Source organism: Rhizobium sp. EC-SD404 (genome assembly GCF_902498825.1).
Classification (GTDB): Bacteria; Pseudomonadota; Alphaproteobacteria; order Rhizobiales; family Rhizobiaceae; genus Georhizobium.
This window is the reverse complement of sequence record NZ_LR701459.1, coordinates 2,573,702-2,591,226: the sequence shown is the minus strand read 5'-3', so window position 1 is coordinate 2,591,226 and position 17,525 is coordinate 2,573,702. Positions and strand designations below refer to the sequence as shown.

At 63.2% G+C, this 17,525-nt stretch carries 23 protein-coding genes and 1 pseudogene; 7 read left to right on the top strand and 17 right to left on the bottom strand.

Annotation, left to right across the window (positions count from 1 at the left end):
- Positions 1 to 92 precede the first annotated feature (92 nt).
- From GC125_RS13245 to thpD, 12 genes and pseudogenes are all read right to left on the bottom strand, one after another.
- Positions 93 to 413, bottom strand: a pseudogene (locus tag GC125_RS13245) (YnfA family protein).
- Positions 414 to 757: 344 nt separating this feature from the next.
- Positions 758 to 2,527 carry a methyl-accepting chemotaxis protein gene (locus tag GC125_RS13240; RefSeq protein ID WP_151986072.1) on the bottom strand — a complete coding sequence of 590 codons (1,770 nt, stop codon included), beginning with the start codon at positions 2,525 to 2,527 and terminating at the stop codon, positions 758 to 760.
- Between the two features lie 157 nt (positions 2,528 to 2,684).
- On the bottom strand, positions 2,685 to 3,128 hold the full coding sequence (locus GC125_RS13235) for a VOC family protein (RefSeq protein ID WP_151986071.1): 444 nt from the start codon (positions 3,126 to 3,128) through the stop codon (positions 2,685 to 2,687).
- A 74-nt stretch (positions 3,129 to 3,202) separates the two neighbouring features.
- Positions 3,203 to 3,625: a VOC family protein gene (locus GC125_RS13230; RefSeq protein ID WP_151986070.1), complete on the bottom strand. Its 423-nt coding sequence runs from the start codon at positions 3,623 to 3,625 to the stop codon at positions 3,203 to 3,205.
- A gap of 43 nt (positions 3,626 to 3,668) precedes the next feature.
- Positions 3,669 to 4,022: a DUF1428 domain-containing protein gene (locus GC125_RS13225; protein WP_151986069.1), complete on the bottom strand. Its 354-nt coding sequence runs from the start codon at positions 4,020 to 4,022 to the stop codon at positions 3,669 to 3,671.
- Positions 4,023 to 4,103: 81 nt separating this feature from the next.
- The gene (locus GC125_RS13220) at positions 4,104 to 4,562 is read right to left on the bottom strand and encodes an SRPBCC family protein (protein ID WP_286165508.1); all 459 of its coding nucleotides are present in this window, start codon (positions 4,560 to 4,562) and stop codon (positions 4,104 to 4,106) included.
- A gap of 261 nt (positions 4,563 to 4,823) precedes the next feature.
- The gene (locus GC125_RS13215) at positions 4,824 to 5,033 is read right to left on the bottom strand and encodes a cold-shock protein (RefSeq protein WP_151986067.1); all 210 of its coding nucleotides are present in this window, start codon (positions 5,031 to 5,033) and stop codon (positions 4,824 to 4,826) included.
- 188 nt (positions 5,034 to 5,221) lie between these two features.
- Positions 5,222 to 5,467, bottom strand: coding sequence for a hypothetical protein (locus tag GC125_RS13210; protein ID WP_151986066.1), 246 nt, complete (start codon positions 5,465 to 5,467; stop codon positions 5,222 to 5,224).
- A gap of 61 nt (positions 5,468 to 5,528) precedes the next feature.
- On the bottom strand, positions 5,529 to 6,839 hold the full coding sequence (locus GC125_RS13205; RefSeq protein WP_151986065.1) for an RNA polymerase sigma factor: 1,311 nt from the start codon (positions 6,837 to 6,839) through the stop codon (positions 5,529 to 5,531).
- Entirely contained in the window at positions 6,836 to 7,219 is a 384-nt protein-coding gene (locus tag GC125_RS13200; protein WP_151986064.1) for a YciI family protein, read from the bottom strand. The genes GC125_RS13205 and GC125_RS13200 overlap by 4 nt, the downstream gene beginning before the upstream one ends.
- A 163-nt stretch (positions 7,220 to 7,382) precedes the next feature.
- A complete protein-coding gene (locus GC125_RS13195; RefSeq protein ID WP_151986063.1) occupies positions 7,383 to 7,598 on the bottom strand; it encodes a hypothetical protein in 216 nt (71 codons plus the stop codon).
- Positions 7,599 to 7,711: 113 nt separating this feature from the next.
- Entirely contained in the window at positions 7,712 to 8,638 is a 927-nt protein-coding gene (thpD, locus tag GC125_RS13190) for an ectoine hydroxylase (RefSeq protein WP_151986062.1), read from the bottom strand.
- Between the two features lie 375 nt (positions 8,639 to 9,013).
- Between thpD and GC125_RS13185 the strand changes: the two genes are divergently transcribed.
- Positions 9,014 to 9,835 (top strand): sulfite exporter TauE/SafE family protein, encoded by an 822-nt coding sequence (locus GC125_RS13185; protein WP_151986061.1) that lies wholly within the window; start codon positions 9,014 to 9,016, stop codon positions 9,833 to 9,835.
- Here GC125_RS13185 and GC125_RS13180 read toward each other — a convergent pair.
- The 3 genes from GC125_RS13180 to cobS are packed head-to-tail and all read right to left on the bottom strand — an operon-like array spanning position 9,819 to position 11,601.
- Positions 9,819 to 10,529 carry a TIGR02281 family clan AA aspartic protease gene (locus tag GC125_RS13180; RefSeq protein ID WP_286165507.1) on the bottom strand — a complete coding sequence of 237 codons (711 nt, stop codon included), beginning with the start codon at positions 10,527 to 10,529 and terminating at the stop codon, positions 9,819 to 9,821. The two genes, GC125_RS13185 and GC125_RS13180, sit on opposite strands and share 17 nt — an antisense overlap.
- A gap of 4 nt (positions 10,530 to 10,533) precedes the next feature.
- Positions 10,534 to 10,815, bottom strand: a complete 282-nt coding sequence (locus tag GC125_RS13175) for a DUF1289 domain-containing protein (protein ID WP_353617079.1) — start codon at positions 10,813 to 10,815, stop codon at positions 10,534 to 10,536.
- Positions 10,816 to 10,824: 9 nt separating this feature from the next.
- Positions 10,825 to 11,601 (bottom strand): adenosylcobinamide-GDP ribazoletransferase, encoded by a 777-nt coding sequence (cobS, locus tag GC125_RS13170; RefSeq protein WP_151986060.1) that lies wholly within the window; start codon positions 11,599 to 11,601, stop codon positions 10,825 to 10,827.
- A 214-nt stretch (positions 11,602 to 11,815) separates the two neighbouring features.
- Between cobS and cobT the strand changes: the two genes are divergently transcribed.
- The 5 genes from cobT to GC125_RS13145 all read left to right on the top strand — a co-directional run bounded on the left by cobT (position 11,816) and on the right by GC125_RS13145 (position 15,307).
- The gene (gene cobT / locus GC125_RS13165; RefSeq protein ID WP_151986059.1) at positions 11,816 to 12,838 is read left to right on the top strand and encodes a nicotinate-nucleotide--dimethylbenzimidazole phosphoribosyltransferase; all 1,023 of its coding nucleotides are present in this window, start codon (positions 11,816 to 11,818) and stop codon (positions 12,836 to 12,838) included.
- 124 nt (positions 12,839 to 12,962) lie between these two features.
- Positions 12,963 to 13,376, top strand: a complete 414-nt coding sequence (locus tag GC125_RS13160) for a GFA family protein (RefSeq protein WP_151986058.1) — start codon at positions 12,963 to 12,965, stop codon at positions 13,374 to 13,376.
- Between the two features lie 81 nt (positions 13,377 to 13,457).
- Positions 13,458 to 14,267, top strand: a complete 810-nt coding sequence (locus GC125_RS13155) for a DODA-type extradiol aromatic ring-opening family dioxygenase (protein WP_151986057.1) — start codon at positions 13,458 to 13,460, stop codon at positions 14,265 to 14,267.
- Positions 14,268 to 14,367: 100 nt separating this feature from the next.
- Positions 14,368 to 14,718 (top strand): diacylglycerol kinase, encoded by a 351-nt coding sequence (locus GC125_RS13150; RefSeq protein ID WP_151986056.1) that lies wholly within the window; start codon positions 14,368 to 14,370, stop codon positions 14,716 to 14,718.
- A 7-nt stretch (positions 14,719 to 14,725) separates the two neighbouring features.
- Entirely contained in the window at positions 14,726 to 15,307 is a 582-nt protein-coding gene (locus GC125_RS13145) for a hemerythrin domain-containing protein (protein WP_151986055.1), read from the top strand.
- Here GC125_RS13145 and GC125_RS13140 read toward each other — a convergent pair whose 3' ends face one another.
- Both GC125_RS13140 and GC125_RS20035 read right to left on the bottom strand, forming a co-directional pair.
- The gene (locus tag GC125_RS13140; protein WP_286165649.1) at positions 15,308 to 15,610 is read right to left on the bottom strand and encodes a type II toxin-antitoxin system RelE/ParE family toxin; all 303 of its coding nucleotides are present in this window, start codon (positions 15,608 to 15,610) and stop codon (positions 15,308 to 15,310) included.
- On the bottom strand, positions 15,610 to 15,783 hold the full coding sequence (locus GC125_RS20035) for a hypothetical protein (protein WP_199864568.1): 174 nt from the start codon (positions 15,781 to 15,783) through the stop codon (positions 15,610 to 15,612). The genes GC125_RS13140 and GC125_RS20035 overlap by 1 nt, the downstream gene beginning before the upstream one ends.
- 71 nt (positions 15,784 to 15,854) lie before the next feature.
- On the opposite strand from GC125_RS20035, the gene GC125_RS13135 reads away from it, so the two are divergent.
- A complete protein-coding gene (locus GC125_RS13135; protein WP_151986053.1) occupies positions 15,855 to 17,525 on the top strand; it encodes an NAD+ synthase in 1,671 nt (556 codons plus the stop codon).

Here is a 17,525-nt window from a genome sequence, read left to right as displayed (position 1 = left end):
GACCGTGTTTGGGTGGAAAACGCGTAAAAAGGTGACGGGTGCTGCCAAAGTAGCGGTGGGGCGGCAGTTCAGATGATCGATGCGACGGGTGCTTACCGCGGTGCCGCAATCATGATGGCCGCGCCGATCAGGCAGAGGGTGGCGCCGGTGAGGTCGAAGCGGTCGGGGCGGATGTCTTCGATGAGCCAGAGCCAGGCGAGCGAGGCTACGATGTAGACGCCGCCATAGGCGGCTTAGGCTCGGCCGGCGGCGTCGCTGTCGACGAAGGTAAGGAACCACGCGAACAATGTGAGCGAGATCATGCCGGGGATGAGCCAGAGCACCGATTTGTCGAGGCGCAGCCACGCCCAGAAGGCGAAGCAGCCGGCTATTTCGGCCATGGCGGCGGCGACATAGGCGGCGAGCGTCGGCAATGGATGGTCCCCGGTTAAAAGGTCTCGATCAGCGGAGACCCGCCGCGTCAGGTTCTACATCGAAAAGTGCTGCCGACGGCGGGAAACGCGTGTAGCGCGCCGCGGCCTGCTTGCTCGATACACGGGCGCGACGGCACGTCTCCGATCTGTGGAGCGCGGTGAGGATGCGCTTCGGCGTGGTCTTTAAGTGTCTGTGGCGGCGGCTTGCCGATAGCCACAGTTGTAGAACGCACGTCAGGGTCAGTGACGGGCGGTTCGGCATGGCCGCAATGGTGACATTGGCCGCGGAACCTTTGCAGGCTCTGGGCGTGCTGGCGCCTGGGTCGCAGGAGACGATGATCGCTTCAGGCGCAATTTCGCAGCGAGACTTGGTGGGTGTGGATGTCGGCGCCGGAGGCGGTGCCGGAGTTCCTTTGCAAGCCGCTGCCGGTATGTGCGGTGGCGGCGGGGCGGAAGCCGGACGCGGAGCGTGGCGTGCCGCTGATCTCGAAATCGGCGACGAGATCGAAGAGGGTGCCGGCCTCTTCCGAGAGCCTGGCCGTCGCGCTGGATGTCTCGACGACCATCTGGGCGTTCTGCTGCGTCGTCTGGTCCATCATGTTGACGGCGCTGTTGATCTGCTTGAGGCCGATCGCCTGCTGCCTTGAGGCTTCGGCGATGGCCTGCAGGTCGCGGTCGACGTCGACGACGCGATCGACGATGGCGCCGAGTTCCTCGCCGGTGTTCTCGACGAGCGTGACGCCGCGCCCGATCAGATCGTTGGAGCCGTGGATGAGGACCTTGATCTCCTTGGCGGCGGTGGCGGACCGCTGGGCGAGCGCGCGCACTTCCTGGGCGACGACGGCGAAGCCGCGCCCCGCATCGCCAGCGCGCGCTGCCTCGACGCCGGCATTGAGGGCAAGCAGGTTCGTCTGGAACGCGATCTCGTCGATGACGCCGCTGATGCCGGAAATCTCGCTCGCGGATGTCCGGATTTTGCCCATGGCGTCGATCGCCTGCGTCATCACGGTGACGGACTGCTCGGCGCGCTCCCGGGTTTCGCGGGCCTTGCCGCCGGCATCGCGCGCGCGCTCGGCGGTATCGGTAACCGTGACGGTGATCTCTTCCAGCGCGGAAGCGGTTTCCTCCACCGAGGCGGCCTGCGCATCTGTCTGGCGTGCAAGGTGCTGCGACGTGGCGTCGATGGAGCGCGAGGCGGACGTGATCGCCTCGGCGGCGCCGAAGATCGTGTGCAGCGCCGTTCTCAGCGTCGAGGATGTTTCGTTGAAATCGACGCGCAGGCGTTCGAGCGCCGGCTGGAATGGCTGCTCCAGCGTGGTGGTGAGATCGCCGGCCGAGAGCTTCTTCAAGGCAGCGGCGAGGCTCTCCACATTGGCGACGCGATCGGTGACGTCGGTCGCGAGCTTGACGATCTTGAAGACCTTGCAGTCGGCATCGAGGATCGGGTTGTAGGACGCCTGGATGAAGACGGGGCGGCCGTTCTTGCCGATCCGGGTGAATTCGTCGGAGAGGAAGCGTCCTGCGGCGAGCTCCGGCCAGAACCGCCGGTAGGCGTTGGAGGCGACATAGGCGGGCTCGCAGAAGATCGCATGATGGCGGCCGACGATATCGTCGAGCTCGTAGCCCATCGCCTTCAGGAAATTCGCGTTCGCCGTGAGGATCTTGCCGGTCGGGGTGAATTCGATGACGGCCTGGGCGCGCGACAGGGCCTCCAGCTTGCCGCGGTCTTCCGCCGCCTGCAGCGTCTGCGCCGTGATGTCGGTCGCGAATTTCACGATCTTGTAGGGTTTGGCGCCGCGCATGACCGGATTGTAGGAGGCCGCAATCCAGACCTCCGAACCATCCTTGCGCAGGCGGCGATATTGCTGCTGATCGTGCTGGCCAGCGGCGAGCTTCGTCCAGAAGGCGGTGTAGTCCGGGCTTCCTGCTTCGGCCGGATCGACGAAGATGCGGTGATGGCGGCCGACGATCTCCTCGGCGCGATAGCCCATCGTGCGGCAGAAATTGTCGTTGGCTTTCAGGATCGTGCCGTCGAGGCTGAACTCGATGATGGCCTGGGATGCGTTCAGTGCGTCAAGAACGGCATTCGCGTCGCGCGCAAGAAACTGCAGCATTTCGATCTCTTCATGAGAGGAGAGATGCCGCCTTGGCGCGGCAATTCCCCGTGGATTTTCATGGGTTATCTTCTTGCGCAAATGCGTTTACGCGCCATGAACAAACGGGTCGTCGCTGCCGCTATCCGTCAATTCTGTTAGAAGTCTCTTATTCGGCTCAGGCGTTTTCCAGGGCGGCGATGTCGAGCTTGACCATGCCCATGAGGGCGGCTTGGACGCGGGCGGCTTTTGCGCGGTCTGGATCGTTCATCAGTTTGGGCAGGATGGCGGGCACGATCTGCCAGGAGAGGCCGTATCGGTCCTTCAGCCAGCCGCATTGCTGGATGGTGCCGCCTTCACCGAGCGCATTCCAGTACCGGTCGATCTCCGCCTGGTCGAGGCAGGCGACGGAGAGCGAGATCGCCTCGGTGAAGGGAAACATGGGCCCGCCATTGAGACCCATGAAGTCGCGGCCGGCGAGGCGGAAGGTTGCGACGAAGAGCTTGCCGTCGGCATGGCGGGTCGCTTCGAGGATGGCGGCATCGGGGAAGATGCCGCTGTAGAACTCGATCGCTTCTTCCAGCTGGTCATCGAACCAGAGGCAGGGTGTGATGGTGGGCATGGTGAGCGCCTCCGTCGCTGATCGTGTCGCTGATTTTGTCGCTGGCCGTCTCGCCGGCTTGTGTTTTGGCAGGCTCAACGGCCGTCCGGCGGGCCGACGATGGCCCACATGTGGCCGAAGGGATCCTTCAACTGGCCGTAGAGATCGCCCCAGAAGGCGACCTCGAAGGGCATGACGACGGTGCAGCCGGCCGCCGTGGCGCGGTCCCACCATTCGCGTGCATTCATGACGGCGAGCGTCAGCGTCGTGCCCTGCGGCTCGACCCAGGGATAGCCGTATTCGGGCATGGCATCGCCCAGCATGAACTTGCCGTCGTTGATGGTGAGCTGGCAGTGCATGATCCGCTTGCCGTCATCCATCAGCATGCGGCTGTCCTCGGTTGCGGCGAAGGCCTTCTTGTAGAAATCGATGGCCGCGCTCGCATCCTTGGAGGCGAGATAGGGAATGACGCCGGGGATGGACGCGGTCCATTCCTGCGGATTGGTCTGTTCAGACATGGGGATGTTCCTCCGGGTTCAACCAATGCTTAAACTGGGCCGGTCAGAATTCGACGAAGCTTTCAAAGCCGCCGAAGATCATGCGTTTGGTGTCGAAGGGCATCTTTGCCATGTCCATCTGCAGGCGCTCGTCCTCGAAGACCTTCTTGTTGATCTCGTCGCGCTTCTCGCGGGAGGGATAGGTGATCCAGGCGAAGATGACGGTTTCGTCGTCCTTTGCCTGCACCGCGCGTGGGAAGGACGTGAGCTCGCCATAGGGCACGTCGTCGGCCTTGCATTCGACGTAGGACAGGGCGCCGTGCTCCATCCAGATGCGGCCGGCGTTTGCGGCGATCGCCTTGTAGTCCTCGAGCTTGTCCTTGGGGACTGCGAGCAGAAATCCATCGACGTAAGGCATTGCGATACTCCTCTTTGGTGTCTTGCGATAAACGAAGGACGATCGGGGCGGCCTTCACCCGACAGTCCGGCCGAATTATTTTCAGAGCGTGGCGGCGAGCGCGGCCATCTGGTCGGCGGCTTTCCCCCAGCCGTCGTGGAAGCCCATCTCTTCGTGGGACTTCATGTCGGCCTCGGTCCAATGGCGCCCGACCGCGGTGTAACGCGTGCCGCCGGCTTCATCTGCGAAGGTGATGATGCCCGTGAAGAAGGGCTTTTCCGAGGGCGTCCACGCGTCGACATAAGCGTCGGTGAAGACGATCTTCTCGTTCGGGACGACTTCGAGATAGACGCCGCGGTTCGGATACTGATTGCCGTCGGGGTCGGCCATGACGACGTGGCTGATGCCGCCCGGGCGCACGTCGATTTCGGCCGATGCGATCGTCCAGGGGGCCGGCACGAACCACTGCTTCAGGAGGTCGGCCTCTGTCCAGCAGCGATAAAGCTTCTCGCGCGGGACGTCGATCAGGCGGGTGAGGGTAAGTTCGTGTGTCTGTGCCATCTGGCATCTCCAATCCGTGTCCATTTCGATCAAAGGACGATGGAGAATGCCACGTCCCGACAGGGGGACGCAAAAAATCTGGAGTCTTTGCTTGGCGCAGCTGCGTTTCGGTGGCCCTAGAACGCAAAAAAGGCCGGTATGAACCGGCCTTTCATTGCCATTGCCGCATCCTGAGCCAGTACATCCGTGGTCACAGGGAAGGCGATGACAAACTTTTCAGAGCAAACCAGCTTTCGCTGGAAACGCTCTAGAAGAGCTTGATTAAGCGGCGGCGAGGTTGCCTGCACTCATCTTGCCGCTCTTGCTGTCGCGAACAACGTCGAAGTGCACTTTCTGGCCTTCGGCGATGGACGACATGCCGGCGCGCTCAACGGCCGAAACGTGGACGAATACGTCTGCGCTGCCATCGTTCGGCTCAATAAAGCCGTAACCCTTGGTGGCGTTGAACCATTTTACAGTACCAGTAGCCATGACGATTACCTTTCAATCGCATAGAGAATTTGCCAATCGACCAGAAGTCAAAGGGCGGTGGATCGATAGGTAAGGGAAAGTCGTCGCATGCGCCGTGGCGCCTAAACAAGTTCGGTTACTCAGATCGATTTGACATAGGTGCGCCCTTGCCGACGAAATGTCAATGCTGAAGGCCGGGCGCGGCCGATTTATCTGCTGCCGACGCCCTTTTTAGCGGCTTTCGCACGCGGTTTACGGACGGTCGCCTTGGCGACTTCGACCTCGGGAGTTTCGGCTTCCATCGCCAGGCGCTGTGCCTTCAGCCGCTCTGTCTTGCGCTCACGGGCAACAGCTTCCTTCTCCATGATGGTGCGGGCTTCATTGTTGGTCGATGACCACTTGGCTTCGGAGGAGGAGCGCTTTTCCGTGGACGGCGTTTTGAAGGGCTGGGCCAATCGTTTTCCTGACTATGTCTGAACACAATGAACGCAGTCTGCGTTCTCTGAAGTCCTTATATCAGACATTCGTCGTTTGCGACAGGTCTGCTGTTTCAGGCGCCGTTTCGGGGGCTTTGCCTAAGCCGTCGAGGTGACGCCGGATATGCGCCGCTTCGGCGGGGCTGTTGGCGAGCGCGATGGCACGGTTGAAGGACTCAATCGCCTCTGGGCGCCGGCCAAGCTCGTTCAGAAGGCCGCCGCGCAAGCCGTGGAAATAGAAGTAGCCGGAGAGCCGATCGGCCAGCGGATCGATCAGCGCCAGCGCTGCCTCAGGGCCGGCGAGCTTGTTGATCGCGACCGCTCGGTTGAGCGTCACGACGGGGGATGGCTGCACGACTTCCAGCGTGCGGTAGAGCAGGTCGATCGCCGCCCAGTCAGTCTCGCCGGCGGTCTTCGCGCGGGCATGGGTGGCGGCAATCGCGGCCTGGAGCTGGTAGGGGCCGGGGCGCGCGTGACGCAGCGCCTTGTCGAGCATCGCGAGGCCTTCGCCGATCATCGCGCCGTTCCAGAGCGTGCGGTCCTGATCTTCGAGCAGCACGATCTGGCCAGCGGCATCGAAGCGGGCAGGGCTGCGGGCATGCTGCAGAAGCATAAGCGCGAGCAGGCCCGCGATCTCCGGCTCGGCGGGGAAGAGCTTGACCATCAGGCGGGCGAGGCGGATCGCCTCCTGCGCAAACACCGAGGCCGACCGTTCGGCCTCGCGGGTTTTCGCGACATCGCTTGCGCGGGCGGAATAGCCTTCGTTGAAGACGAGATAGAGCATGGCGCCGACGGTCAGCAGTCGCTCGGCGCGCGCCTCACGGTCCGGTGCCTCGAAGGGAACGCCGGCACGAGCAACCTTGGATTTGGCCCTGGTGATGCGCTGTTCCATCGCCGCTTCGGAGACGAGAAAGGCGCGTGCGATCTGAAGCACGGTGAGCCCCGAAACGATCCGCAAGGCGAGAGCGATCTGCTGCGTCGTCGGCAGATCGGGATGGCAGCAGACGAAAAGAAGCCGCAGCACGTCGTCGCGGTAGGCGCTTTCGTCCAACCGTTCGGCGATATCGGTTTCGGCGTCGGACAGGTCGGAGATCTGGTCCTCTTCCGGGAGCGGCCGCAGGCGACTGTCGCGCCGCACGCCATCGACGCCGGCATTGCGACCGACGAAGATCAGCCAGGCGGCGGGATCACGCGGCGGTCCGTTCTTCGGCCAGGATTTCAGCGCCCTGAGGCAGGCTTCCTGGAAAGCCTCTTCGGCCCGGTCGAGATCGCGAAAATAGCGAAGAAGCGCTGCGACCGCCTGCGGACGGGCGGCGGTCAGTGCTGTCTCGATCCAGGCGGGGTCGCTCATCTCGTCTCGGCCTTCGGTGTTGCGGGTTGATAAAAGCCGACCGGCCGGATCTCGTAGGAACCGCCGCCGGGATTTGCTTCGGCAAGATCGCGCGCGATCGCCAGCGCATCGTCGAGCGTGGCGCAATCGACGAGGTAGAAGCCCAGAAACTGCTCTTTGGTCTCGGCGAAGGGACCGTCGATGACGAGCGGGTCGTCTGCGCCTTTGCGCAGCGTGGTGGCGGCGCTGGTCGGCATGAGGCGGGCGACGGGGCCAAGCCGGCCTTCGTCCTGCAGCTTACCGGTTATCTTCAGGAGACGCGCCATGACGGCATCGTCTTCTTCCTTGCTCCAGGCACCGACGATGTCTTCATGGTGATAACACAGGATCGCATACAGCATGGGTTTGGCCTCGCTTGCTCACAGGACGAACGGAACAAGCGGTACCCGACAGCGGGCCGGCAAACAATGTCGATGAGATCGGGAGGAATGGACGGCGCGGGCTCGATGCCGCGTCTTCGACCGGGACGAAGGCCCCGGCCTTATCGGTGCTAAGAGGCCTAAGTCAGGCCGGTTCGGGCTCGTCGATGAGGATGAGTTCCTCGCGGGTGATATCGATGACGTAGCGTCCTTCCTCGACATGGGTAACCTTACGGCCGTCGTCGAGAATGTAGTGCTTCATGCCGAGCGCGCCGCTCGCCATGAGGTCGTGGTATTCGTCCACGCGGCGCTCGGCGGCCTTGCCGTCGCGCACCCGGAACGATCCGGTTTTCTTGTCCATGGGACAATGCCTCCCTCTTCCAATCACCGTCTCGACGAGACGGCTTTCATCAGGTCCGTGGACCCGATCCTTCTGTCGGACGCCCTTCGCCGGGGCGTCCGAATGCCTCGCCGTCAGGCGGCGAGTAGTTTTGCGTTTCGTTCGATCACCTTTACGGGCTCCACATTGTCGCGTGCGCCCACGAATTCCGGGCGCGGCGTTCCTGCGGAGAACGGGGCGACGAGCTTGTTCGACACGGCATTGAACACGAAGAAGGCGTTCGATCGCGCCATAGGCGAGATGTTCGACGCCGAGCCATGCATCGTGTTGCAGTCGAAGATGAGCAGCGAACCGGCTGGGCCCGTTGGCGTTTCCAGCCCCAACTCATCGTAAAGCCGCGTCAGGTTCCGATCGTCGGGCGTACCGGTCTCCTGGGCCTTGAGAGAGGATTTGTAATTGTCCTTCGGCGTTTTGCCGACCGTTCCGATGAAGCGCTTGTGCGAGCCGGGCATCAGCATCAGCGGGCCATTGTGCGGCTCGTTGTCGGTGAGAAGCAACGACATGGACAGCGCGCGCATGCGGGGCATGCCGTCTTCGGCGTGCCAGGTCTCGAAATCGGAGTGCCAGTAGAATTCCTTGCCGCGGAAGCCGGGTTTGAAGTTCAGCCGCGACTGGTGGATGTAGATCTCGTCGCCGAGCAGGAAGCGCGCGATGCCGGCAAGACGCTCGTCGCTGGCAAGCCGGTGCATGATGGCGCTCTGCCGGTGCAAGGCGAAGATCGAGCGGACATCTCCGGAATTCGGTTCGGCGATCAGGGTCTCGTCTTCGAGCGCATCCTTGGAGGTGCGAAGCCGCGTGGACTCATCAAGAAGGATCTGCAGTTCGTTCGCCTTGAAAAGGCCCGGCAGGAAGAGGAAGCCTTTGTCCTCGTAGGATCGATATTCGTCCCGGCTGAGCGGCGAGTCCTTGCTCCACTTGGAATAGATCACCGGGTCCTGACGGTCTCGGACGTCAGGTTCCGTGCCTTTTCGGGTCGGGTACAGGTCGTGGATCTCTGCCATCGTCCATCTCCTCATTGTCGTTCGGTTCGTTCAAAGGCGTCCGACAAACGCCGTGGGCGACCGAAAGAGCGGATCGAAATCCGATAGGGCAAGGCAGGACGACTTACCGGCGAGCGGCTGGCTGGCCGCGGATTTCCTCATCATTCCGGCGGCTCGACGCGCGCATCGGACATCGGCGGAACATCTGCGTCCGCCTCGTGTTCCAAACTACCCCAAAATTTTTCCGTCTGAAACCTTTGGTGATGCGGGTGGTGATGTCCGGGCCACGCACGGGCGAAGTGATGTCCCCAGGGTCCCAAAGACGGGTTTTGCATTTTGCCGCTTTCGCGCTATGGCGATTGCATACAATTTTCAACTCTCGCGAATGCCGGTCCCATGCCCCCCATCGAAGATCTGATCCTATTTGCGCTGGCGCTCGCCGGCGCCGGTGTCGTTGCCGGTATCCTGGCAGGCTTGTTCGGCATCGGAGGCGGGGCGATCCTGGTGCCGGTGTTCTACCAGGTGTTCGCGATGGTGGGCGTCGACGAGGCGGTGCGGATGCACCTTTCGGTCGGCACGTCTCTCGCGATCATCGTGCCGACATCGCTGCGATCCTACTTCTCGCACCGCAAACGCGGCGCGGTCGACGATGTCCTCCTGAAATCCTGGATAACGGCCGTGCCGCTCGGGGCACTGCTTGCAGCCGTCGTCGCGGCCTATTCCTCGAGCGAGGCGCTTCGCGGGATCTTTGCGGTGATCGCTGTGCTCGTCGCTTTCCGCATGCTGTTCAACCGGGCTTCCTGGCGGCTTGGCGACGACCTACCGCGCAATCCGTTCAAGTATATCGCAGGCGTCGTGATCGGGCTGCTGTCAGGCCTGATGGGCATTGGCGGCGGGGTTCTCAACAACACCTTCATGAGCCTTTACGGGCGCCCGATGCACCAGGCGGTGGCGACATCGTCCGGCGTCGGCGTGCTGATCTCGATACCGGGGCTCATCGGCTACGTGATCGCGGGCTGGGGTGCGTCCGGCCTGCCGCCGTTTTCGACCGGCTACATCAACTGGGTGGCTGTGGCGCTGATCATCCCGATCACGCTGCTCGTTGCGCCTGTCGGCGTGGCGCTGGCGCACCGGGCGAGCAAGCGGCAGTTGGAGATCGGCTTCGGGATATTCCTGCTGATCGTTGCCGTGCGCTTCGCGATCAGTCTCGCAGAATAAGCTCGTCGCGGCGCATCTCGAAGGACGAGAGCTCGCCGATGAAGTTCATGCCGAGCAGGCTTTGCGACAACGCGCCGTCCTCCGAAACAAGGGCGCGGACGCGGTTGCGTTCGATCGAGCCGATGGCGACGGCGTCCAGGGTGACGATGGCGGCAAGCGCCTGGCCGTTGGCGGTCGAGACCGGCTGGCTGAAGCTCAAGTTTTGCGGGTCAAGGCCCAATCGTTCGGCATCCTGGTAGGAGAGCGCGATCAACGAGGCGCCGGTGTCGACCATGACGCTGACGGGCTCGCCATTGATGCTGATCTCGGTGGCAAACTGGCCGCCGATGCCTTTCTGGATGACGATTTCTCTGGTGCCGTCATCGAGCTGGCGCATGACAGCGGTGCCCGGCATGAGGCCGGCCTGAAGCCGCGTGCCGAGCGACTGGATGTCGTAGCGGAAGACGTAAAGCGCGCTGAAGGCCAGGATAATGACCGCCCAGATGAGGGCAGCCTTGAGCATCTGGCCGAAGCGGCCGCGGATCAGGAATGCGGACGACAGGACCGTGAGCAGGGCGACGCCGGTGACGAGATTGCCGAACTGGTCGTTGTCGAGACCGAGGGTCTGGCCGGAATTGTGGTTCCACAGCAGGAGGCCGAGGCCGGTCGCGAGGATTGCCATTGCCACATAGAAAATGACGGGGTTGCGACGCATGCGCTCAGCCCTCGTCACGTTCGAGGGCGAGCCGCTGACGTTTGGTGATGCGACGCGGCTTGCGCTCGATCTCGCCCATGCGAGCCGGCAGCTCGTCCATGATCGCGCGGCGCTCGGCGGCGGAATAGGCGAGCCAGTTCGTGATCTCGGCACTGGTGCGCCCACAACCGAAGCAGTGGCCGGTGCGCCGGTCGATCGAACAGACGAGGATACAGGGGCTTTCGATGGTCACGGGGCGACGCTCACGGGGCGGGCGGATCTCTCTCTTCATGTCGTTGATGTTCATATCGTTTGCCTAGAGGCAAAGGGCAAGGCCGGCGAGAAGCGCGACTTCGACGAGTTGTTGCGTGGCGCCGATCGTGTCGCCCGTGGCACCGTTAAGGCGCTTGCGAGTCCGGCTCGTGAAGACGAAGAACGCGAGGATGGCGGCAGCCACCGCGATGAGGGCGGCGACGGGCCCGGCGGCAAAAGGCAGCAGCGGCAGCGCGACGAGAAAGCCGAGGAAGAGCGCCAGGCGCGCGGATGCGGGAGCCGGGCGGCCCATCGACACTGCAAGACCATCGACGCGGGCCGGCGGCAGCATGTGCCAGTGCCAGACCATGGCGGCGCGGCTGAAGGCGGCAATGGCGATGAGCGCCAGGAGGAGAGCTTCGGGTGGGAGGATGACGACGAGGGTCGCGAGCGCCGCGACGCGGATCAGGAGCGTCATGACGAGGGCGACGACGCCGAAGACGCCGGTGCGGCTGTCCTTCATGATGGCGAGCGCGCGTTCCCGGTCGCGGCCGGCACCGAGGCCGTCGGCGGTATCGGCAAGGCCATCCTCATGCAGCGCGCCGGTGATCATGAGTTGAAGTGCGACGATCAGCGATGCGGCGACGAAGGGCGGCGCGACGATGACCGCGAGCACCGCGGCGAGGAGGGCAGCCGGCAGCGCGATGACGGCGCCGGCGATCGGGAAGGCCCGCACGGTGCGCGAGAGGCCGTGGTCATCGCCGTGGAAATGGCGCGCCGGAACCGGCAGACGGCTCAGGAAGGCGATCGACCGGGCGATATCGTCGATGAAGGCGCGCATGAATGTCCCGACCGTGGCTGACTACTAGCAATGGCACAGGCGCAAAGCGGCTGTGGCCTACCGAGCCGTTTCGCGTTTCCGGACGGTGAACCGGTATCCACTTCACCTGGAAACGCGTTACGCAGTTGTGGCGAAGGCCGGATGCTTTTACCAGTGGCGCCGAACATTCTTTCAAGGCCCTGTCGCTCAAAGCCGGGGCAAGACAGGACGCGCCATGCCCGCCAATGCCACCGGACTGCCCTTCGACGATTTTCGCACGCTTCTCGCCAATCTGCCCGGTGCCGACCGGGCCGCCGTGGAGGCGGTGCGTGCGCGCGACAGCGACCTGACGAAGCCGCGCGGATCGCTCGGACGGATGGAAGCGCTGGCGGAATGGCTGGCGGCCTGGACCGGGCGCGCGCCGGCCGTGAACCGGCCGCTCGTCGCCGTCTTTGCGGGCAATCACGGCGTGACGGAGGAGGGCGTGTCGCCCTTTCCGGCAGACGTGACGGCGCAGATGGTCTCGAATTTCGCGGCCGGCGGGGCGGCCATCAACCAGATTTGCGTGGCCTATGATCTCGGCCTCAAGGTGTTCGATCTCGCACTCGAAGTGCCGACCGGCAACATCGCCAAGGAAGCCGCGATGGACGAGCGTACTTGCGCGGCCACCATGGCGTTCGGCATGGAGGCGATCGCAGGGGGCACGGACCTGCTCTGCATCGGCGAAATGGGCATCGGCAACACCACCGTGGCGGCCGCCATGTTCCACGGGCTCTATGGCGGCGAGGCGGAGGATTGGGTGGGGCCGGGGACAGGCGCCGAAGGCGACGTGCTTGCCCGCAAGGTGGCTGCGGTGAAGGCCGCCGTGGCGCTGCACAAGCCGCATCTGTCCGATCCGCTGGAGCTGCTGCGCCGGCTCGGCGGTCGCGAAATCGCGGCGATGGCAGGCGCCATTCTGGCGGCGCGCGTGGAACGCATCCCCGTCATCATCGATGGCTACGTGGCGACGGCGGCCGCAGCGGTGCTGCACAAGGCAAACCCCGCGGCACTCGATCACTGCCTGATCGGCCACGTATCGGCCGAGCCCGGCCATGCACGCGCGATCGAGAAACTCGACAAGACCCCGCTGCTCGCCATGGGCATGCGGCTCGGCGAAGGCACCGGCGCGGCACTCGCGGCCGGCATCGTCAAGGCAGCCGCGCTCTGCCATTCGGGCATGGCGACGTTTTCCCAGGCGGGGGTCAGCGGCAAGGAGTGAGCCGCGGGGCAGCGCGATCGTAGGATCGACGCCTATGATGGAGCGGTTGTCGGTGATGGAACTTCGCTAGTGGCTTCAGGAGCGTAGGTCTCGTTTCAGGCTATATGACGCGTGGGGGGATGCGATGGTGACGACCAGGGCAGGCGGATGCCTTTGTGGGGCGGTGCGGTACTGTGTCGTGAGCGACGAGGCGCGTCCGATGCGGGGGATCTTTGCCTGTCATTGCGTCGAATGCCGCCGGCAGTCCGGGCATTATGTCGCGGCCACTGCGGCGAGCGATGACGCCTTGACGGTGACGGGCGGCGACAATCTGACGTGGTTTGCGGCGTCACCGGAGGCCAAGCGCGGGTTTTGCAGGATTTGTGGGTCGCTTCTGTTCTGGAAAGCGGACGCGCGTTCCTCGACCTCGATCATGGCGGGTAGTCTGGACGGGGCCACCGGGCTTATGATCGATCGTCATATCTTTGCGGCTGAAAAAGGCGATTATTACACGATCGACGATGGCCGGCCGGTCTATGAGGATGCGGGGCCGTCCTGAAATAGCGAACAGTGCGTGGCTGTTTCCGCATCTTATGTGAACAATGAGCGTCGATTATCTTCCTTACAAAAGGAGGGTCATATGACCGTTTTTCCAAGTCTCTTCATCTCGCATGGATCGCCCGACACGGCGATTGCAGATACTGCGGCTGCCGCCTTCATGCGCCGGTTCGCAGAGACGATGCCGAAGCCGAAGGCGATCGTGGTAGCGAGCGCGCATTTCGAAGTGGGCGGCGGCGTTGCCGTTTCGGCCGACGCGAAGCCCGAGACGATCCACGATTTCGGCGGCTTCGACCGTGCTCTCTATGAAATCCACTACGATGCACCGGGCGCGCCGGCGCTCGCCGAAGACATTGCGGCCGAACTGACGGCCGCCGGCTTTCGCGCGCAGGCCATTCACGGCCGCGGCTTCGACCACGGCACATGGGTGCCGCTCAGCCTGATCTATCCAGATGCCGACATTCCGGTCGTGCAGGTCTCGGTCGATCCGACCAAGGACGCGGCCTACCACATGGCACTCGGCCAGGCGTTGGCGGGCTTGCGCGAGAAGGACATTCTCGTGATCGGCTCCGGCTCGTTCACTCACAATCTCGGTGAAGCGTTCAAGATGCTGCGGACCGGTCAGCGGCAGGCGCCGGTGCCGGACTGGGTCGAGGATTTCGTGGCTTGGATGGACGACCGGATCCGTGCCGGCGACATCGAGAAGCTGCGGCGCTGGCGCCAAGAGGCTCCGTTTGCCGTCGAGAATCACCCGACGGACGAGCATCTGATGCCGCTCTTCGTCGCGATCGGTGCGGCGATCGGCAAGGAAACGAGCCGGTTCGAGGCGGAAGCGCTGCACTCCAGCCAGGAATTCGGCGTGCTTTCGATGGATGCCTACGCATTTCATTGAAGATTGATCCTCGCACTCTAAAGTCTCCGGCAAAGGTCGGATGCCGCTCGATCCACGGTGCGGAAGTGGCCGGATCGATGATTGGCGTGCGAGGATTTCGATGAAGCGGCTGTTCCATGCCTTTCGCCACTCTCTGGCGGGCATTCGCTATGCGGCGGCGCATGAAGCCTCGTTCAGGCAGGAGCTGATCCTGTTCTTCCTGGCGCTGCCGGTCGCGGTTCTCGTCAGCAACAGTCTCGGCATGTTTCTGGCGCTGATGGGGGCGATCGTGTTCATGATGATCGTCGAACTGCTCAACACAGGTGTGGAGGCGGTTTGTAACGGGCTGTCGCGCGACTACATGGAGGAGATCAAGATCGCCAAGGATTGCGGATCCGCGGCGGTGCTGTTCTCCGTACTCGCTGCCGGCACCGTCTGGCTGAGCGCCCTGTATCTCCGATTTTTGGCTTGAAGACCCGATGACACCCGATCTGGCACTTTTTTCACGTTCCGGCCTGCCCGACGATCTGAAGCTGCTTCTCTCGAAATATCCGCGGGAAAGCTGGGGAAGGGATCATACGATCGGCCAGATGGGATCGTTCTGGCTGCAGCGCCACGACATGTTTCGCGAGCTCGGTTCCGGCCTCGTGACCGCGACGCATGATCTGCGCGAAGGCCGCATGGAAGCCGGTGCGTTTGCCGGCTGGTTCGTGCCGCGCATCAATTTCTTCCTGTCGCAGCTCGAAGGGCATCACCAGATCGAGGATCAGCATTATTTCCCGGTCTTCGCTGCGGCGGAGGCCCGGCTGAAGCACGGCTTCGACCTGCTCGACGAAGACCATCACGTCATACACGATCTGCTTGCCGCCAATGCGCAGTCAGCCCGCGGCTTTCTGGGTGGGCTTCAATCGGGCGGCGATGCGCTGAAGCACGGCAGCGAGGACTACGCCAAGAACGCGGAGCAATTGCTCAAAGGCCTGCTCAGGCACCTGGAAGACGAGGAAGACCTGATCATTCCGCTGATGCTGGATCGTGGGGAAGACGCGCTCGGGGTCTCGTGATCAGGTGAGATGATCTTCAAGATTCATCGCGACATGCAAGATGCGCACGACCAAGACGCCGTCTTCAGCTTTTTGATAGAAAACCCAGTGGCTTTCACAGCGCAGACGATGAAAGTCTTGTCCGTTGGCCGTGCGATAGACACTCCCCATTTCAGGATGTCGCAGCAGATTCGTCATCACCCGTTGCAACTTGTCGGCGTAGCGGTCAGCCTGCCTCTCTCCGAACTCCCGGGCAGTGAACATATAAATCGCGTAGAAATCCGTTTCTGCGCGCCGCGTTAGACGATAGTGCGGTGCTACAATCAGGTGCTGCGAAACGCTTTAAGCTCTGCCACGATCTCAAGGATCGATTTGGACGAAACGCCGCTTGCAATGCCTGCTTCGAGCGCAGCATCCAAGCTTTTGCGATCGCTGATGCTTTCCGCGCCGGCTGCGGCAAGATCGCTGTGTTTCGGCAGTTCTTTCGGTTTGGCCATAGGTCATTCTGTCCGTTATGAAGGGGCAGCGCAAGACACTGCCGGTTCAGGCCAAATCGCACAGGTTCCGTATGACGTCCCGTCCCGACCGACTGAAGATTGCCGTCGTCCAGCTCAATCCGATCGTCGGTGATGTGGCCGGCAATCTGGAAAAGGCGCGGGGTGCGCGGCGTGAGGCGGGAGCCCAAGGCGCCGATCTCGTTTTCTTTACCGAGCTGTTCATCGCCGGCTATCCGCCGGAAGATCTGGTGTTGAAACCGGCGTTCATCGCGGCGTGCGCACAGGCTGTCGAGGCGCTTGCGGAAGATACCGCGGATGGCGGGCCGGGGGTGGTCATCGGCTATCCGCGCGGCGACGACCATGGCCGCTACAATTCCATCGCGGTGCTGGACGGTGGCCGTGTAACGGCGACGCGCGACAAGGTGGATTTGCCGAACTACGGCGAGTTCGACGAGAAGCGGGTGTTCCAGGCGGGGCCGATGCCGGGACCGGTGGGTTTTCGCGGCGTGCGGATCGGCATTCCGATCTGCGAGGACATCTGGGGTGACCTCTCCGTCTGCGAGACGCTGGCGGAGAGCGGCGCGGAGATGATCCTCGTTCCGAACGGCTCGCCCTATTATCGCGGCAAGATGGATGTGCGCCAGCAGGTCGTGATCCGGCAGGTCATCGAGAGCGGGCTGCCGGTGCTCTATGCCAACCAGGTGGGCGGGCAGGACGAACTCGTCTTCGACGGCGGCTCATTCGCGATCAATGCCGACAAGCGGCTGGCGTTTCAGCTCGGCCAGTTCGAGGAGACGGTTGCGCTGACCGAATGGGTTCGCGACGGCGACGAATGGCGGTGCGCGGAGGGACCGGTCGCGCCGCTGCCGGAAAGGCTGGAGGCGGACTATACCGCATGTATGGTCGGCCTGCGCGACTATGTGGAGAAGAACGGTTTCAAGCAGGTGGTGTTGGGCTTGTCCGGCGGGATCGATTCGGCGATCTGCACGGCACTGGCCGTCGATGCGCTCGGCCATGAGCGGGTGCGCACCGTGATGCTGCCCTATCGCTACACGGCGGAAAGCTCGCTGACCGATGCCGAGGCCTGCGCCAAGGCGCTGAACACGCGCTACGACGTGGTGCCGATCGCCGAGCCGGTGGAAGGGTTCACCGCGGCGCTCGAAGCGGTGTTCGAAGGCACCGAAGAGGGCATCACCGAAGAGAATCTGCAGAGCCGGACCCGCGGCGTGATCCTGATGGCGCTTTCCAACAAGTTCGGCTCCATGGTGGTGACGACGGGCAACAAGTCGGAGATGTCGGTCGGCTACGCCACGCTTTACGGCGACATGAATGGCGGGTTCAACCCGATCAAGGACCTCTACAAGACAGAGGTCTACCAGCTTTCGCGCTGGCGCAATTCGCACAAGCCGAAGGGCGCGCGCGGACCCTCGGGCGAGGTGATCCCGGTTTCGATCATCGACAAGGCGCCATCGGCGGAATTGCGCGAAAACCAGACGGACCAGGATTCGCTGCCGGACTACGCCATGCTCGACGACATTCTGGAGTGCCTGGTGGAAGGCGAGATGGCGACGGAAACGATCGTGGCGCGCGGCCATGACGAGGCACTCGTCCACCGTATCGAGCATCTGCTCTACATCGCCGAATACAAGCGCCGGCAGTCGGCGCCCGGCGTGAAGATCACGCGCAAGAATTTCGGACGCGACCGGCGCTACCCAATCACCAACCGCTTCCGCGACCGATAG